The 13,532-nt window shown below is 62.6% G+C and carries 15 protein-coding genes and 1 pseudogene; 13 read left to right on the plus strand and 3 right to left on the minus strand.

The features are described from left to right. Positions 1–79: 79 nt before the first annotated feature. From OSC50_RS22760 to OSC50_RS22770, 3 genes are read left to right on the plus strand one after another with little or no spacing between them, the layout of a single operon-like run. Positions 80–2,692 (plus strand): fimbria/pilus outer membrane usher protein, encoded by a 2,613-nt coding sequence (locus OSC50_RS22760; protein ID WP_266245538.1) that lies wholly within the window; start codon positions 80–82, stop codon positions 2,690–2,692. A gap of 38 nt (positions 2,693–2,730) precedes the next feature. Then, a complete protein-coding gene (locus OSC50_RS22765; protein WP_181080329.1) occupies positions 2,731–3,678 on the plus strand; it encodes a fimbrial protein in 948 nt (315 codons plus the stop codon). A gap of 51 nt (positions 3,679–3,729) precedes the next feature. Continuing rightward, positions 3,730–4,224: a fimbrial protein gene (locus tag OSC50_RS22770; protein WP_286670913.1), complete on the plus strand. Its 495-nt coding sequence runs from the start codon at positions 3,730–3,732 to the stop codon at positions 4,222–4,224. Between the two features lie 57 nt (positions 4,225–4,281). On the opposite strand, the gene OSC50_RS22775 is transcribed toward OSC50_RS22770, so the two are convergent. The 3 genes from OSC50_RS22775 to OSC50_RS22785 form a co-directional block, all read right to left on the minus strand. Further along, the gene (locus OSC50_RS22775) at positions 4,282–5,154 is read right to left on the minus strand and encodes a phasin family protein (RefSeq protein ID WP_266245536.1); all 873 of its coding nucleotides are present in this window, start codon (positions 5,152–5,154) and stop codon (positions 4,282–4,284) included. Positions 5,155–5,166: 12 nt separating this feature from the next. After that, on the minus strand, positions 5,167–5,589 hold the full coding sequence (locus tag OSC50_RS22780; protein WP_253510041.1) for a phasin family protein: 423 nt from the start codon (positions 5,587–5,589) through the stop codon (positions 5,167–5,169). A 104-nt stretch (positions 5,590–5,693) separates the two neighbouring features. Next, positions 5,694–5,969 (minus strand): polyhydroxyalkanoic acid system family protein, encoded by a 276-nt coding sequence (locus OSC50_RS22785; protein ID WP_181080326.1) that lies wholly within the window; start codon positions 5,967–5,969, stop codon positions 5,694–5,696. A 158-nt stretch (positions 5,970–6,127) separates the two neighbouring features. On the opposite strand from OSC50_RS22785, the gene ubiE reads away from it, so the two are divergent. The 10 genes and pseudogenes from ubiE to OSC50_RS26315 all read left to right on the plus strand — a co-directional run. Beyond that, on the plus strand, positions 6,128–6,898 hold the full coding sequence (gene ubiE, locus OSC50_RS22790) for a bifunctional demethylmenaquinone methyltransferase/2-methoxy-6-polyprenyl-1,4-benzoquinol methylase UbiE (protein WP_034095486.1): 771 nt from the start codon (positions 6,128–6,130) through the stop codon (positions 6,896–6,898). Next, positions 6,898–7,521 (plus strand): ubiquinone biosynthesis accessory factor UbiJ, encoded by a 624-nt coding sequence (locus tag OSC50_RS22795; protein WP_181080325.1) that lies wholly within the window; start codon positions 6,898–6,900, stop codon positions 7,519–7,521. Before ubiE ends, OSC50_RS22795 begins: the two co-directional genes overlap by 1 nt. After that, positions 7,518–9,122, plus strand: coding sequence for a ubiquinone biosynthesis regulatory protein kinase UbiB (ubiB, locus tag OSC50_RS22800; RefSeq protein WP_181080324.1), 1,605 nt, complete (start codon positions 7,518–7,520; stop codon positions 9,120–9,122). Before OSC50_RS22795 ends, ubiB begins: the two co-directional genes overlap by 4 nt. A gap of 41 nt (positions 9,123–9,163) precedes the next feature. Continuing rightward, positions 9,164–9,556 carry a phosphoribosyl-AMP cyclohydrolase gene (hisI, locus tag OSC50_RS22805; RefSeq protein ID WP_181080323.1) on the plus strand — a complete coding sequence of 131 codons (393 nt, stop codon included), beginning with the start codon at positions 9,164–9,166 and terminating at the stop codon, positions 9,554–9,556. A gap of 2 nt (positions 9,557–9,558) precedes the next feature. Next, the gene (locus tag OSC50_RS22810; RefSeq protein ID WP_027605032.1) at positions 9,559–9,891 is read left to right on the plus strand and encodes a phosphoribosyl-ATP diphosphatase; all 333 of its coding nucleotides are present in this window, start codon (positions 9,559–9,561) and stop codon (positions 9,889–9,891) included. A 26-nt stretch (positions 9,892–9,917) separates the two neighbouring features. Then, the gene (locus OSC50_RS22815) at positions 9,918–10,196 is read left to right on the plus strand and encodes a twin-arginine translocase TatA/TatE family subunit (protein ID WP_017738835.1); all 279 of its coding nucleotides are present in this window, start codon (positions 9,918–9,920) and stop codon (positions 10,194–10,196) included. Between the two features lie 10 nt (positions 10,197–10,206). After that, positions 10,207–10,605: a Sec-independent protein translocase protein TatB gene (tatB, locus tag OSC50_RS22820; protein ID WP_266245531.1), complete on the plus strand. Its 399-nt coding sequence runs from the start codon at positions 10,207–10,209 to the stop codon at positions 10,603–10,605. After that, on the plus strand, positions 10,602–11,393 hold the full coding sequence (gene tatC, locus OSC50_RS22825; RefSeq protein ID WP_181080321.1) for a twin-arginine translocase subunit TatC: 792 nt from the start codon (positions 10,602–10,604) through the stop codon (positions 11,391–11,393). Before tatB ends, tatC begins: the two co-directional genes overlap by 4 nt. Beyond that, the gene (locus OSC50_RS22830) at positions 11,390–12,097 is read left to right on the plus strand and encodes a 16S rRNA (uracil(1498)-N(3))-methyltransferase (protein ID WP_181080320.1); all 708 of its coding nucleotides are present in this window, start codon (positions 11,390–11,392) and stop codon (positions 12,095–12,097) included. Before tatC ends, OSC50_RS22830 begins: the two co-directional genes overlap by 4 nt. Positions 12,098–12,434: 337 nt before the next feature. Then, a pseudogene (locus tag OSC50_RS26315) lies at positions 12,435–13,355 on the plus strand (methyl-accepting chemotaxis protein); the annotation flags it as partial. Between the last annotated feature and the right edge of the window lie 177 nt (positions 13,356–13,532).

The following is a 13,532-nucleotide window of genomic DNA, read 5'->3' on the forward strand; positions in this document are numbered from 1 at the left end:
TCGGCTGATGCCCTTTTATGCGGGCAGGGATTTCCCATGCCGGCATTCGCACCGCCCCCGCTTTTTGGAAACGCTAGACATGAGTTCGCACACGCCGACCAGACCCGGCACTTGGTCCCTGGCCCACCATCGGTTGAAACTGGCCGCCCGCTCTTTGTTGCTGCTTGCCGGCGCCGACGTGCTGCAGGCCCACGGTGCCGAGTACGTCGAGTTCAACCCGGCGTTTTTTACCGACAGCGCGGCGGGCCAGCCGGTGGATGTGTCCAGGTTCAGCCAGGGCAACGTTGTACTGCCCGGCAGCTACCGCGCCGACGTGCATCTGAATGGCCAATGGATGGGACGAGAAACCCTGGTGTTCGCCGCGCTCGACGGTCGCGATAACGCCCAGCTGTGCCTTTCGCGCGAGGCGCTGCTGCGATTGGGCGTCGACATGGACAATGTCCAGCAGCACGCCATCGAAGCAGGCACCACCGCCATCGCACCGTTTGCCGCTTGCGCCGACATCGCAACCTACCTGCCCGGCGCCCGCAGCCTGTACGACTCGGGTGAAAACCGCCTGGACCTGCACATTCCGCAGATCTACCTGCCACGCACGGCGCGCGGCTATGTGGACCCTCGGCACTGGGACAGCGGCGTGGACGCCGCCTTTGTGCGCTACAACGCCGATACATTTTCCACCAGGACCAACGACCGCTCCCTGGCCTCCCACTACCTGGGCCTGAACACCGGACTCAATCTGGGCGACTGGCACTGGCGCCACGACGGCAGTTACAGCCACTCCCAGGCCGCTTCCGGGTATCAGAGCAGCGCCACCTATGTGCAACGCGAAGTGAGCCCGCTGCGCGCGCAACTGCTGACGGGTGAGATCTACACCCCCGGCGAGCTGTTCGACAGTGTTCGCCTGCGCGGTGCCAGCCTGTTCAGCGATGATCGGATGCTGCCCGACTCCCAGACCGGTTTTGCGCCGGTGGTGCGTGGCGTCGCCCTCACCAATGCGCGGGTCAGCGTGCGCCAGCGCGGCGTGCTGCTCGATGAAGTGTCGGTGGCCCCCGGGCCGTTTGTGCTCAACGATCTGTTTCCCACCGGCTACGGCGGCGATCTTACGGTAACGGTGACTGAGGCCGACGGACGCAAGCGTGAATTCATCGTGCCGTTCGCCGCCAACGCCAACCTGCTGCGCCCCGGCCACCAGCGCTATGCGCTGAGCGTCGGCCAACTGGATGAGGTGGGCCTGCGCCATCCGCCCAAGCTGCTGCAGGCCACCTATCAGCGTGGCCTGAGCAACCTGCTCACCGGTTACGCCGGCGCGGTGCTGGGCGAGGACTATCGCTCGCAATTGCTGGGCGCAGCCTTCAATACCCCCCTGGGCGCGTTGTCGCTGGACCTGACTCACTCCGATGCCAGTCTGCCCGGCCACGGCACTCGCCAGGGGCAAAGCGTGCAGCTTCGCTACAGCAAGAACTTCACCGAGACCGGCACGCATTTCGCGCTCGGTGCCTATCGATACTCCACCGAGGGTTTCCTGAGCGTGCGCGATTCGGCGCGCCTACGTGACCTGGCCATCGACGCCGGCAACCTCGATAACGTGTCGCGCCTGCGTGACCGCATGGACCTCAGCCTTAACCAGAGCCTGGGCAACGGCTCGGTGTACTTCACCGGGTCGTCGCAGAATTACTGGAACCGCACCCAGGGCAACCTGACCTTCACCGCCGGTTACAGCGCCAATTGGCGCGGGCTGCACTGCACCCTCAGCGCCCAACGAACCCGCGATCTGCTGACGGAAAAGGTCGACAAACAAATCGACCTTACCTTCAGCCTGCCCCTGGGCCACGGCGCGCGCTCGCCAACCCTGACCACCACCGCGTACCACGGCAGCCAAAGCAGCGGCGAACTTGTCAGCCTGGGCGGCAGCCTCGGTGAGCGCAGTGAGTTGACCTACGGCCTGGGTGCCAGCCGCGCACGCGGCAGCACCCAGGCCACCCATGCGGACGTGAAGTACCAGACGCCCTACAGCGCGCTGTCCGCCGGGTTTGGCCAGAGCAACGCCTACCGCACCACCTCGCTGGGCATGACAGGCGGCCTGGTCGCCCACGCCGGCGGCGTGACCTTCGCCCCGGAGCTGGGCGACACCCTTGGCATTGTGCAGGCGCCGGATGCGCGAGGCGCGCGCATCAATGGCAACCACAGTGGCCAGATCGGCGGGAACGGCTATGCCGTGGTACCCCATCTCACGCCCTATCGACAGAACGTCGTCGAGCTGGACCCCAAGGATTTGTCGGTGGACGTCGAACTCAAGACCGCCGCGCAAAACGTGGCGCCGCGCGCGGGCGCGGTGGTCAGGCTGCACTTTGAGACGGTCAGCGGCCAGGCGCTGTTGATCACAGCCCTGCGCGAAGACGGCAGCGCGCTGCCGTTCGGCTCGGACGTGTTCGATGAGCAGGGCGCCAGCGTCGGGATTGTCGCCCAGGGTGGCAAAGCCTTTGTGCGCGTGGCACAGCCCCAGGGGTGGTTGAGCGTCAAGTGGGGCACCCAGGCCCATGCCAGCTGCCGATTGGCGTATGCCCTCGGCACCAGGGGCAACACCGACAGCGCCAGGCGTTTGCGCCACGTGAACGCCGGCACGTGCCGGGGCAGCCCCGCCATTGCCGTACAACTGAAGCCGACCCGCCACCCACGGCCTGCGTCCCTATGACCGGCCAAGGTTCACCCCTGTTTTTTGGGAGATCAAAGATGAAGCGCGTCCTCACTGGCCTGTCGATACTGCTGGGGCTGGGCCTGGCCCTCGGCGCCCGGGCCGATTGCGTAAGCTACCCCAACTCCACGCACACGCTCACCCTTCCGGCAACAATCACCGTGCCCAACAGTCTGGCGGTGGGAGGCGTCATAACCCGCGCGCATTTCAGCGGCACGGCACCGGGCCAGCTCATTCGTTGCCCCTCACACACGTGGCGGACCGTCATCGGGCGTTATCCACAGGTTACCGATCCGAGCACCGGCGCCTATCACACCGAGGTGCAAGGGGTGGGCATCCGCATCACCATTACCGATGCCCGAGGCGTGACTAATGCCTACGGACTGTTCAGCCAAAGCACCGTGATGCCGCCCGGCTCGTACTACACCCTCACCCGTGCAGAGGCGACGTTCTACAAAATCGGGCCAGTCACCACCGGGGTCGTGCCCAGCGGCGATATTTTCCTGGATCGCTGGGGCAGCGGGCCCAACGGTTTTTTGCTGCGGCTGGGCAACTCGGTGCGCTTTGTCCGTCCCGTTGCAACGTGCGATCTGTCCGTCGGCGACGTGGACCGAACGATTGCCCTGGCGCCGGTAAAAGTCAGCGACTTTCAGAGCGCCACCAGCGCCGGTGCGCGCAACTTTGAGTTAACCGCCAATTGCAGCGATGCCGCACAGGTCACCTTTCGCTTCACCGGCAGTCCGGCACCAGGCAATGACCGACTGTTTGCCAACACCGGGACTGCCGGCGGAATCGCGCTGCGCCTGTATTCACGGCTTAACGGCGGCACCCAGGACATCCTTGCCAATGGCACCGACAGCAGTCGCACAGTGGCCGTATCCGCCAATCGCGCCGTACTGCCGCTCGGCGCGGCCTATCACAAGAACGGCACGGTCAGCCAAGGCTCCCTCGCCAGCACCGCCACCGTGACCCTGACGTACAACTGAGGCCTGGAGAACGATTTGATAAGCATCCGAAACCTTGCGCTCCGGCTGGCAATGACTGCCTGCCTGGCGACAACCGCGGCTCAGGCCGCCACCACCGGCACCTTGCGTTTCAGCGGCCAGGTCGACGCCGGCACCTGCGACCTCGATGCCGGCGACGTCAATCGCAGCATCACCCTGCCGACCATCAAAATTTCAGACTTCGACCAGGCCGCCTATGCCGGAACGTTGGATTTTGAGCTCTCCGCCGATTGCGAATCGGATATCAGCAGTGTGACGTTCCTGTTCACCGGCACACCCGCGGGCGAGGACGCCTCGCTGTTCGCCAACACCGGCACCTCAGGCGGCACGGCGCTGTGGTTGGCACATCGGGCGCCAGCCTTTTCGATCATTCCGGCCAACGGCACCCCGACGCAACGCAGCCGCACGGTGGCGACCAGCAACAGGAAGGCCGTACTGCCGCTGACGGCCGCCTACCATAAAACCGGCGCAATACTGACCCAGGGTACGTTGGCCAGCACCGTGACCGTGTCGATCACTTACCACTGAGCGCGCAAAAAAATGCCCGACCTTTGCAGGCCGGGCATTTTTCAGGTCCTGGAAAAATCAGGACTGACTGGAAGGCGTCGCACTGGACGGCGTTGCAGTCGGGGTGGTCGCGGCAGGCGTCGGCGCGGACACCGAGTTGGCGCTGGAAGGTGACGCTGCCTTGCTGGTCGCAGGCTTTTTGGCGGCGGCGGGTTTCTTCGTCGCGGCAGGTTTGACCGCAGGTTTTGCGCTGGCCGGCTTGGCGGCGGCGGTTTTGGCCGCAGGCTTCGCTGCTGGCTTGGCCGCAGGTTTTGCCGCGGCTTTGGCGGCGGGCTTGGCCGATGCTTTAGCCGCTGCCGGCTTAGTGGCGGCCTTGGCGGCCGGTTTCGCTGCAGCGGTTTTGGCCGCAGGCTTGGCAGTCGCAGCCGGTTTGGCTGCCGCTTTGGCCGGCGCCTTGGCGGCGGCTTTCACCAACGGCTTGGCGGCGGTTTTTGCGGCCGGCTTGGCAGCCGCCGTTTTAGCCGCAGGTTTGGCAGCGACGGCTTTTACCGGGGCCACTTTAGCGCCGGTGAGCTTTTCGATCTGCTTGGTCAGGGTGTCGACCTTGCTGTGCAGCGTCTTGAGTTCAGCTTTACTGGGCACGCCCAGGCGTGAAATGGCACTGTTGAGACGCTTGTCGAATGTTTCTTCCAACTTGCCCCAGGTATCGGAAATGCTTGTCTTGGCTGAACCCGCGCTTGCCTTGGCCGCGTCGACTTTCTTGCCGACCGTGGTTTTGGTCAACTTCTCGGCTTTCTCGCCATCCTTGACCAATGTCTCGAAGTACTTGCCGCCATCACTGCTGACCTTCGAGTACACGCCTAAACCAGCAAGCCAGATCTTACGGGAGTATTTTTCAACTTCCCCGATCCACGAGCTGCCTTCTTTCTGAGTATTCTTTTTAACAGCCATCCCGTTGTCTCCTTAGTGTTTACGCGCGACACGTTCGAGCAATGCCGTCAGCTCTTCGAGCTTAGCAGAGAGTGTCTCAACGTCATGTTTAGACGCAATGCCGATTCGATTCAAGGCACTTGCAACACGAGTATCAAAAGCCTTTTCAACTTTATCCAGCTGAACTTCTACCAGACCTTTGACCGACGAGACATTACTCTTTACTTGATCAATCTGACTGTTGGCCGCATCAAGTTGTTCAACTGCAACTTTTTTGCCTTTGCTTTCAATATGTTGTCCGCTCTTAACGAGTTCCTTGAAGTATTCGCCGCCCTCGCTGCCGACCTTGGCGTAGGCCCCAAGGCCGGCCAGCCAGATCTTGCGGGCATAGCTTCTGACATCACTCAGGGCGCTGGACGGGGCGTCGATTTTTTTCTTCAGGATAACTTTGGCCATGGTGCACCTCACGCAGGATAGGGTGGAGGAACGGCTCGCAGGAGTTGCGGGCTTGGGCACAAAGTAGGAGGAAAAATTAGAATCGGCACCCTAACGGCAACCAGTCAGGCCAACGCCTTGTCCAGGGCTTTTTCGATTTCGGCCTTGAGAGTGCCGCTCATGGCCGACATCAACAGGCCCAGTTCCACATCGATACGCAGTGAATCGTCTTCAACGGCTACCGTGCCCTTAACCCCGGAGCGCTTGAGGTTCAGGGTATCGCCGGACCAGGAGGAGTCCACGCCATATTGTTCCTTGAGTTTACTGGCCAACTTGTCGGCCTTTGCCCGCGCCCCTTCTTTACCCAGGGAGTGTGCACGCTCAACGGTGATACGGGCCATTGCGATGATTCCTCTTGCAGAGACTTGAAAAACAGCGACTTGCACCCTGTGAATGCGGCAAAACGCCTCGGTGGCCGCCTATCTTACCTGCAGCCTTGCCAAGACAAAGCAGGCCTTGGGGATTATCATGTGCCGCATTCTCTTTTGGTGACAGCGATATGACTGATCAGCGCAAAGGCAGCGATGCCGAACCCACCACTCACTTCGGCTTCAAGAACGTCCCGGAAAGCCAGAAAGCGGAAAAAGTCGCTGAGGTGTTCCACTCGGTAGCCGCCAAGTACGACCTGATGAACGATGTGCTCTCCGGTGGCATGCACCGCCTGTGGAAGCGCTTCACCATCGAGTTGTCGGGCGTACGCCCCGGCAATCGCGTGCTGGACATCGCCGGCGGCACCGGCGACCTGGCCGCCAAGTTTTCCAAGCTCGTCGGCCCGACCGGCCAGGTGGTATTGGCGGACATCAACGGCTCGATGCTCAAGGTCGGCCGCGACCGCCTGCTCGACAAGGGCGTGGCCGGCAATATCGAATTCGTCCAGGCCGACGCTGAAAAGCTGCCGTTCCCCGACAACCACTTCGACTGCGTGACCATCGCCTTCGGCCTGCGCAACGTGACCCACAAGGAAGACGCGATCCGCTCGATGCTGCGCGTGCTCAAGCCCGGTGGCCGCCTGTTGGTGCTGGAGTTCTCCAAGCCGACCAACGCGCTGATGTCCAAGGTCTACGACACCTACTCCTTCGCCTTCATGCCGTTGATGGGCAAGCTGATCACCAATGACGCCGAGAGCTACCGCTACCTGGCCGAATCGATCCGCATGCACCCTGACCAGGAAACCCTGAAGTCGATGATGGTAGAGGCCGGCTTCGACCGCGTGACCTACCACAACATGACCTCGGGTATCGTCGCCCTGCATCGCGGTATCAAGCCCTGATGCTGCTCAAGGGCCTTCTCGCCAGCGTCGAACACGGCCTCAACCGTGTACTGCGCCTGGACAGCACCGCTCTGGCGCGGCTTGCGCACTTGAACGGCAAGGTCATCGCCGTGGACTGCAGCAGCCCTGCCCTGCAGCTGTTTATCCTGCCCAGCGACGAAGGCCTGATGCTGGCGACCCAATGGGCCGCCGACGCCGACTGCACCCTGCGCGCGCCGGCATCGAGCCTGTTGCACCTGGCGCTGAGCCGCAACAAGACCGCCATCCTGCACAGCACCGAAGTGGAGCTGGAAGGTGACAGCGCGGTGCTGATGGATCTGGCCGCCGTGCTGCAGGATCTGGAACTGGATTGGGAATACGAGCTCTCGCGCTGGATCGGCCCCGTCGCCACCCAGTTGATCAGCGGCCACCTGCGCAGCCGCGCACGTTGGTACCAGCAAGGGTTCGCCAGTCTTAACCAGAATCTCGCCGAATACCTGAGCGAAGAATCGCGCACCCTGGTCGGGCAACGGGAAGCGCAAGCGCGCTTTCGCGAACTCGACAAGGCCAAAATCGACCTGGAACGCCTTGAGGCCCGCTTCGAGCGCCTGAGCCGTTCCCTTGATCCAAGCGATAACGCATGAAGCTGCTCGCCGTCCGCCGTTTGTTTCGTATCCAGCGCGTCGTAATCCGCTACCGCCTCGATGACCTGCTGTTCGCCCTGCCGCTGCCGTGGTTCCTGCTGGCGGTGCGTTATGTGCTGCCGTGGCGCTGGTTCCCGCGCAGACGCCTGGCGCTCAGCCGTGGCGCGCGCCTGCGCCTGGCGTTGCAGGACCTGGGGCCGATCTTTATCAAGTTCGGGCAGATCCTCTCCACTCGTCGCGACCTGTTGCCCGAAGACATCGCCGACGAACTGATGCTGCTGCAGGACCGCGTGCCGCCGTTCGATTCCCAGCAATCGATGAAGCTGATCGAAGAGCAACTGGGCCGCAAGATCAGCGAAGTGTTCAGCCGCTTCGACGTCGAGCCGCTGGCCTCGGCCTCGGTGGCGCAGGTACACGCGGCGCAGCTCAAGACCGGCGAAGAAGTGGTGGTCAAGGTGATTCGCCCCGGCCTCAAGCCGATCATCGGCCAGGACCTGGCATGGCTGTTCATCCTCGCCCGCGCCGCCGAGCGTTTCAGCGCCGACGCACGCCTGCTGCACCCGGTGGATGTGGTCGCGGACTACGAAAAAACCATCTACGACGAGCTCGACCTGCTGCGCGAGGCCGCCAATGCCAGCCAGTTGCGCCGCAACTTCGAAGGCTCGCAGTTGCTGTACGTGCCGCAGGTGTACTGGGACTGGTGTCGCCCGAAAGTGCTGGTGATGGAGCGCATCTATGGCGTGCAGGTCACTGACCTGGCCACCCTGGCCGACCAGCGCACCGACATGAAAATGCTCGCCGAGCGCGGCGTGGAAATCTTCTTCACCCAGGTGTTCCGCGACAGTTTTTTCCACGCCGACATGCATCCGGGCAACATTTTCGTCAGCACCGTCAACCCGTGGAGCCCGCAGTACATCGCGATCGACTGCGGCATCGTCGGCAGCCTCACGCCGGAAGACCAGGATTACCTGGCGCGCAACCTGTTCGCCTTCTTCAAGCGCGATTACCGCCGCGTGGCGCAATTGCACATCGATTCGGGCTGGGTACCGGCGGAGACCAAGCTCAACGAGTTCGAAGCGGCGATCCGCACTGTGTGCGAGCCGATCTTTGAAAAACCGTTAAAAGATATTTCATTTGGCCAGGTACTGATGCGCCTGTTCCAGACCGCGCGGCGCTTCAATATGGAAGTGCAGCCGCAGTTGGTCCTGCTGCAAAAGACCCTGCTCAACATCGAAGGCCTGGGTCGCCAGCTGTACCCGGACCTCGATTTGTGGGCGACGGCGCAGCCCTTCCTGGAACGCTGGATGCGCGAGCGGGTCAGCCCGAAGACCCTGCTGGGCAACCTGCACAGCCAGTTCGAACAACTGCCGCACCTGGCCAATATGACCCGCGACCTGCTCGAACGCATGTCCCAGCCCCACGCCAAAGACCCCGCGCCACCCTGGCGCCAGCGCCGGGACGACTGGTTCCTGCGCCTGCTGGGTGCGGCCCACCTGGTGGGCGGCGTGATGCTGGCGATCGGCGGCACGCCGAGCCAATTGGGCCACTGGCCAGCCGGCATCATGGTCGCGGTGGGTGTTTATCTGATCGTGCGTCGATAACCCATCCGGTTATACACTGTCGCAAATTGCCGGAGCCGAACATGAAAGACTGGCTGGACGAAATCAAATGGGACAGTGACGGCCTGGTGCCGGCCATTGCCCAGGACTACAAGACCGGGCGCGTGCTGATGATGGCCTGGATGAACCGCGAGGCCCTGAGCCTTACTGCCACCGAGCAGCGCGCCATCTACTGGTCACGTTCGCGTGGCAAACTGTGGCGCAAGGGCGAAGAGTCCGGGCATGTGCAGACCCTGCACGAGCTGCGTCTGGATTGCGATGCGGATGTCGTTATCCTGAAAGTCGAGCAGATCGGCGGCATTGCCTGCCACACCGGCCGTCACAGCTGTTTCTATCGCGTGTTCGAGGACGGCGAATGGAAAGTGGTCGAACCGGTGCTTAAAGACCCGCACGCCATTTACTCCGCAGGACACTGAACATGAGCGATACCCTGAACCGTGTGGCCCAGGTGCTGGAGGACCGCAAAGGTGCGGACGCCGACAGCTCCTACGTCGCCAGCCTGTACCACAAGGGCTTGAACAAGATCCTGGAGAAGCTCGGCGAAGAATCGATCGAGACCATCATTGCCGCCAAGGACGCCCAGATCAGTGGCGACTGCAGCGATGTGATCTACGAGACCGCCGACCTGTGGTTCCACAGCCTGGTCATGCTCGCCCAACTGGGGCAGCATCCGCAGGCCGTGCTGGATGAACTGGACCGTCGCTTCGGCCTGTCCGGGCATGCCGAAAAGGCCTCGCGCCCGTCCGCTTGAATAACGTTTATTAGAGGATTTGCAGCATGGGCATTTTTGACTGGAAACACTGGATCGTCATTCTGGTGGTGGTGGTGCTGGTGTTCGGCACCAAGAAACTGAAAAACCTCGGCACCGACGTCGGCGAGTCGATCAAGGGCTTTCGCAAGGCCATGAACGACGATGAGAAGCCTGCCGACCCTGCCGCCAACCCGGTGCCACCAGCCCAGCCTGTGCACCCTCAGGCCGCCCAGCCGATCACCGAGCGTCGCACCTTCGACGTGCAGGCCGAAAAAGTCGAAGAGCCGACCCGCAAAGACTCGTGAGCACTGACTAATGTTTGGTATCAGCTTCTCTGAACTGCTCCTCGTCGGCCTCGTCGCCTTGCTGGTGCTGGGGCCGGAACGCCTGCCCGGCGCGGCACGCACGGCCGGCCTGTGGATCGGGCGCCTGAAACGCAGTTTCAACGCCATCAAACAGGAAGTTGAACGGGAAATCGGCGCCGACGAAATTCGCCGGCAACTGCACAACGAACACATCCTGTCGTTGGAGCAGGAGGCGCGCAAGATCCTGTCGCCCGTGCAGGAGCCGGACAAACCGGCAGCGCCTGTGATTGAACACAGCATTGCACCGGCACCCGCCATCGAGGCGGCGCCGACCCCGCCGGAGCCAGTACCGGCGCCGACCGCGTCGCCGGCTCCCCATGACCCTACATTGCCGCCGCGAGCCCCATGAGCGCTGATAAACCGGAAAACGACCAGCACATGCCGCTGGTCTCGCACCTCACCGAGCTGCGTACCCGCCTGCTGCGTTGCGTAGCGGCCATCTTCATTATCTTTGCCGGGCTGTTTGCCTTTACCCAGCAGATCTACACGTTCGTCTCCACGCCCCTGCGCCAGTACCTGCCGGCCGGCGCGACGATGATCGCCACCGATGTGTCATCGCCGTTTCTCACGCCGTTGAAGCTGACGATGATGGTCTCGCTGTTCCTGGCGATCCCGGTGATCCTGCATCAGATCTGGGGCTTTATCGCACCGGGCCTGTACAAGCATGAGAAGCGCATCGCGGTGCCGCTGCTGGTGTCGAGCATTCTGCTGTTCTACACCGGCATGGCGTTCGCCTACTTCCTGGTGTTCCCGCTGATCTTCAAATTCTTCGCCGCCGCCACCCCGGCCGGCGTGGAGATGATGACCGATATCACCAGCTACCTCGACTTTGTGATGACGCTGTTCTTCGCCTTTGGCGTGGCCTTCGAAATCCCGGTGGCGGTGGTGCTGCTGGTATGGATCGGCGTGGTCGACGTTAAATACCTGAAGAAGATCCGCCCTTACGTGATCATCGGCTGCTTCGTGGTCGGCATGATCCTGACCCCGCCGGACATCTTCTCCCAGACCCTGCTGGCCGTGCCGATGTGGATGCTGTTCGAGATCGGCATTCTGTTCAGCGGGCTGATCAGCAAGCGCAGCGACCACCCGGATGACCAACCCGCCGACGACGACCAGCCGCCAGCGACGCAACCGTGAACCTGCTGCTGCTGGAAGACGCCGACTTTATCGCGGCCGACCGGGTGATCCTGCGCGATCGGCGCCTGGTGCATATGCAGGATGTCCATCGTGCAACGGTGGGCGATAACCTGCGCGTCGGGCGCATCGGTGGGCTGATGGGCAACGCGCAACTGCTGCGCCTTGACGCCACGGAGGCTGAGTTGCAGGTCAGCTTCGATCTGCCGCCCCCGGACAAACTGCCGCTGACCCTGCTGCTGGCCCTGCCACGCCCGAAGATGCTGCGTCGGGTGCTGCAGACCGTGGCGTCCATGGGTGTGCCCAAGGTGGTGCTGGTCAATAGCTACCGGGTGGAGAAAAGTTTCTGGCAGACCCCGTTCCTGGCGCCCGAGGCGATTCGCGAGCAACTGGTCCTGGGCCTGGAGCAGGCGCGGGACACAGTGCTGCCTGAAATCATCATCGAGAAGCGCTTCAAACCATTCGTCGAAGACCGCCTGCCGGCCATGACTGACGGCACACTGGGCCTGATCGGCCATCCCGGGGATTACCCGGCGTGCCCGCGCGCACTGGATGAGCCGGTCACACTGGCGATCGGCCCGGAAGGCGGCTGGATCCCCTACGAGGTGGAGCTGCTGACCAAGGCCGGCTTGCAGCCGGTGCAATTGGGCGCGCGTATCCTGCGCGTCGAAACGGCCGTCACCGCCCTGCTCGCCCGCCTCTTCTAACACTACCTGCCCCTCCCACATTTTTTCAGTTAACACTGAGCACGCAGTGGAACCAAAGGCTCCAATAACTCTGTGGTGTGCAGGCTTGCCCTGCGCTGGGCCGCGAAGCGGCCCCCTTCCACGCGACGCGGTTCCACCTGACACGCCGAAGTGCCTGGGTTGAGGGGGACAGCGTCGCTACAGAATTGCGCAGGCAGGCCGATAACTCCTGAATAAGTCCAAGCCTTGTTCCAGGGGAGTTTGCAGCATGTACCGTTGGTTAGCCGAAAAACTGGGAAATGTCAGCGTTAAAACCAAGCTGGCCGTGGGCTTCGGCCTGGTGCTGCTCTTGACCTTGATGATCACGCTCACCGGCTGGACCGGCCTGTCGGGCGTGATCAGTCGCGGTGACAAGCTGGGGTATATCGCCAGCCTCAACGACCTGACCAAAGACCTGCGTATCGCACGCATGGATTACGAAATGCGCCGTGGCGAACAGGGCACGACCGCCGTCAACGGCCTGCTGGATAAATTGGACGGCGGCCTGAAAACCGCGCGCACGCTGATCGAGCAGCCTGCCGACATTGCCTTGATCGACGAACAATTAGCGGCGGTCGACGCCTACAAGCGCGCGTTCGACGCCATGGCGCAAGCCGGTGCCAACCGCGAAAACGCCCGCAGCAAATTGGGCGATACCGCCGACAATGCGGTACTCAAGGTCGCTGAAGTTGAAAAGGCTCTGCTGCAAGGCGAAAGCGTCAGCCAGTTCAACAGCATCGTCGACCTGAGCAAGCTGATTCAGCAGGCCCGCTTCCAGGTGCGCGGCTACACCTACAGCGGCAAAGTCGAAGCCGAACAACCCGCGCTGGATGCCATCGACAACGCCTTGAAGAAAATCACCAGCCTCAATGGCCAACTCCCTGATCAATTTTCGACCAACCTGCAACAGGCCAGCGTCTCGCTGCAAGCCTACCGCGCCGCAGTCAGCCAATACCGCGATTCCCAGGTAGCCAGCGCCGCCGCGGTAAAAATCATGGGCGCACAAGGCGATACCTTGCTGGACCGCAGCGACAAGTTGACCGCGTCCCAGACCGTCGTGCGCGACACCGATGCCGCCCACGCGAAAAACCTGTTGTTGCTCGCCACCGTCCTGGCGCTGATCGTAGGCCTGGTGGCCGCATGGGCCATCACCCGCCAGATCATCATTCCACTGGAGCAGACCCTCAAGGTCGCCGAACGCGTCGCTTCAGGCGACCTGAGCCACAACCTGACCTCACTGCGCCAGGACGAACTGGGCCAATTGCAGCGCGCCATGCAGAGCATGACCGTGGGCCTGCGCGAGTTGATCGGCGGCATCAGCGAAGGCGTCACCCAGATCGCCAGTGCCGCCGAGCAACTGTCGGCCGTGACGGAACAGACCAGCGCCGGGGTCAACAGCCAGAAGGTCGAGACCGAT

It is taken from the genome of Pseudomonas quebecensis, from assembly GCF_026410085.1.
Classification (GTDB): domain Bacteria; phylum Pseudomonadota; class Gammaproteobacteria; order Pseudomonadales; family Pseudomonadaceae; genus Aquipseudomonas; species Aquipseudomonas quebecensis.

Excerpts from the sequence above, each read along its gene's own strand:
- hisI (WP_181080323.1), top strand. The coding sequence starts at position 9,164 with ATGAAAGACTGGCTGGACGAAATCAAATGGGACAGTGACGGCCTGGTG.
- tatC (WP_181080321.1), top strand. The coding sequence starts at position 10,602 with ATGAGCGCTGATAAACCGGAAAACGACCAGCACATGCCGCTGGTCTCG.
- OSC50_RS22810 (WP_027605032.1), top strand. The coding sequence starts at position 9,559 with ATGAGCGATACCCTGAACCGTGTGGCCCAGGTGCTGGAGGACCGCAAA.
- OSC50_RS22780 (WP_253510041.1), bottom strand. The coding sequence starts at position 5,589 with ATGGCCAAAGTTATCCTGAAGAAAAAAATCGACGCCCCGTCCAGCGCC.
- OSC50_RS22785 (WP_181080326.1), bottom strand. The coding sequence starts at position 5,969 with ATGGCCCGTATCACCGTTGAGCGTGCACACTCCCTGGGTAAAGAAGGG.
- OSC50_RS22765 (WP_181080329.1), top strand. The coding sequence starts at position 2,731 with ATGAAGCGCGTCCTCACTGGCCTGTCGATACTGCTGGGGCTGGGCCTG.
- OSC50_RS22795 (WP_181080325.1), top strand. The coding sequence starts at position 6,898 with ATGCTGCTCAAGGGCCTTCTCGCCAGCGTCGAACACGGCCTCAACCGT.
- OSC50_RS22770 (WP_286670913.1), top strand. The coding sequence starts at position 3,730 with ATGACTGCCTGCCTGGCGACAACCGCGGCTCAGGCCGCCACCACCGGC.
- OSC50_RS22775 (WP_266245536.1), bottom strand. The coding sequence starts at position 5,154 with ATGGCTGTTAAAAAGAATACTCAGAAAGAAGGCAGCTCGTGGATCGGG.
- ubiB (WP_181080324.1), top strand. The coding sequence starts at position 7,518 with ATGAAGCTGCTCGCCGTCCGCCGTTTGTTTCGTATCCAGCGCGTCGTA.
- tatB (WP_266245531.1), top strand. The coding sequence starts at position 10,207 with ATGTTTGGTATCAGCTTCTCTGAACTGCTCCTCGTCGGCCTCGTCGCC.
- OSC50_RS22815 (WP_017738835.1), top strand. The coding sequence starts at position 9,918 with ATGGGCATTTTTGACTGGAAACACTGGATCGTCATTCTGGTGGTGGTG.
- ubiE (WP_034095486.1), top strand. The coding sequence starts at position 6,128 with ATGACTGATCAGCGCAAAGGCAGCGATGCCGAACCCACCACTCACTTC.
- OSC50_RS22760 (WP_266245538.1), top strand. The coding sequence starts at position 80 with ATGAGTTCGCACACGCCGACCAGACCCGGCACTTGGTCCCTGGCCCAC.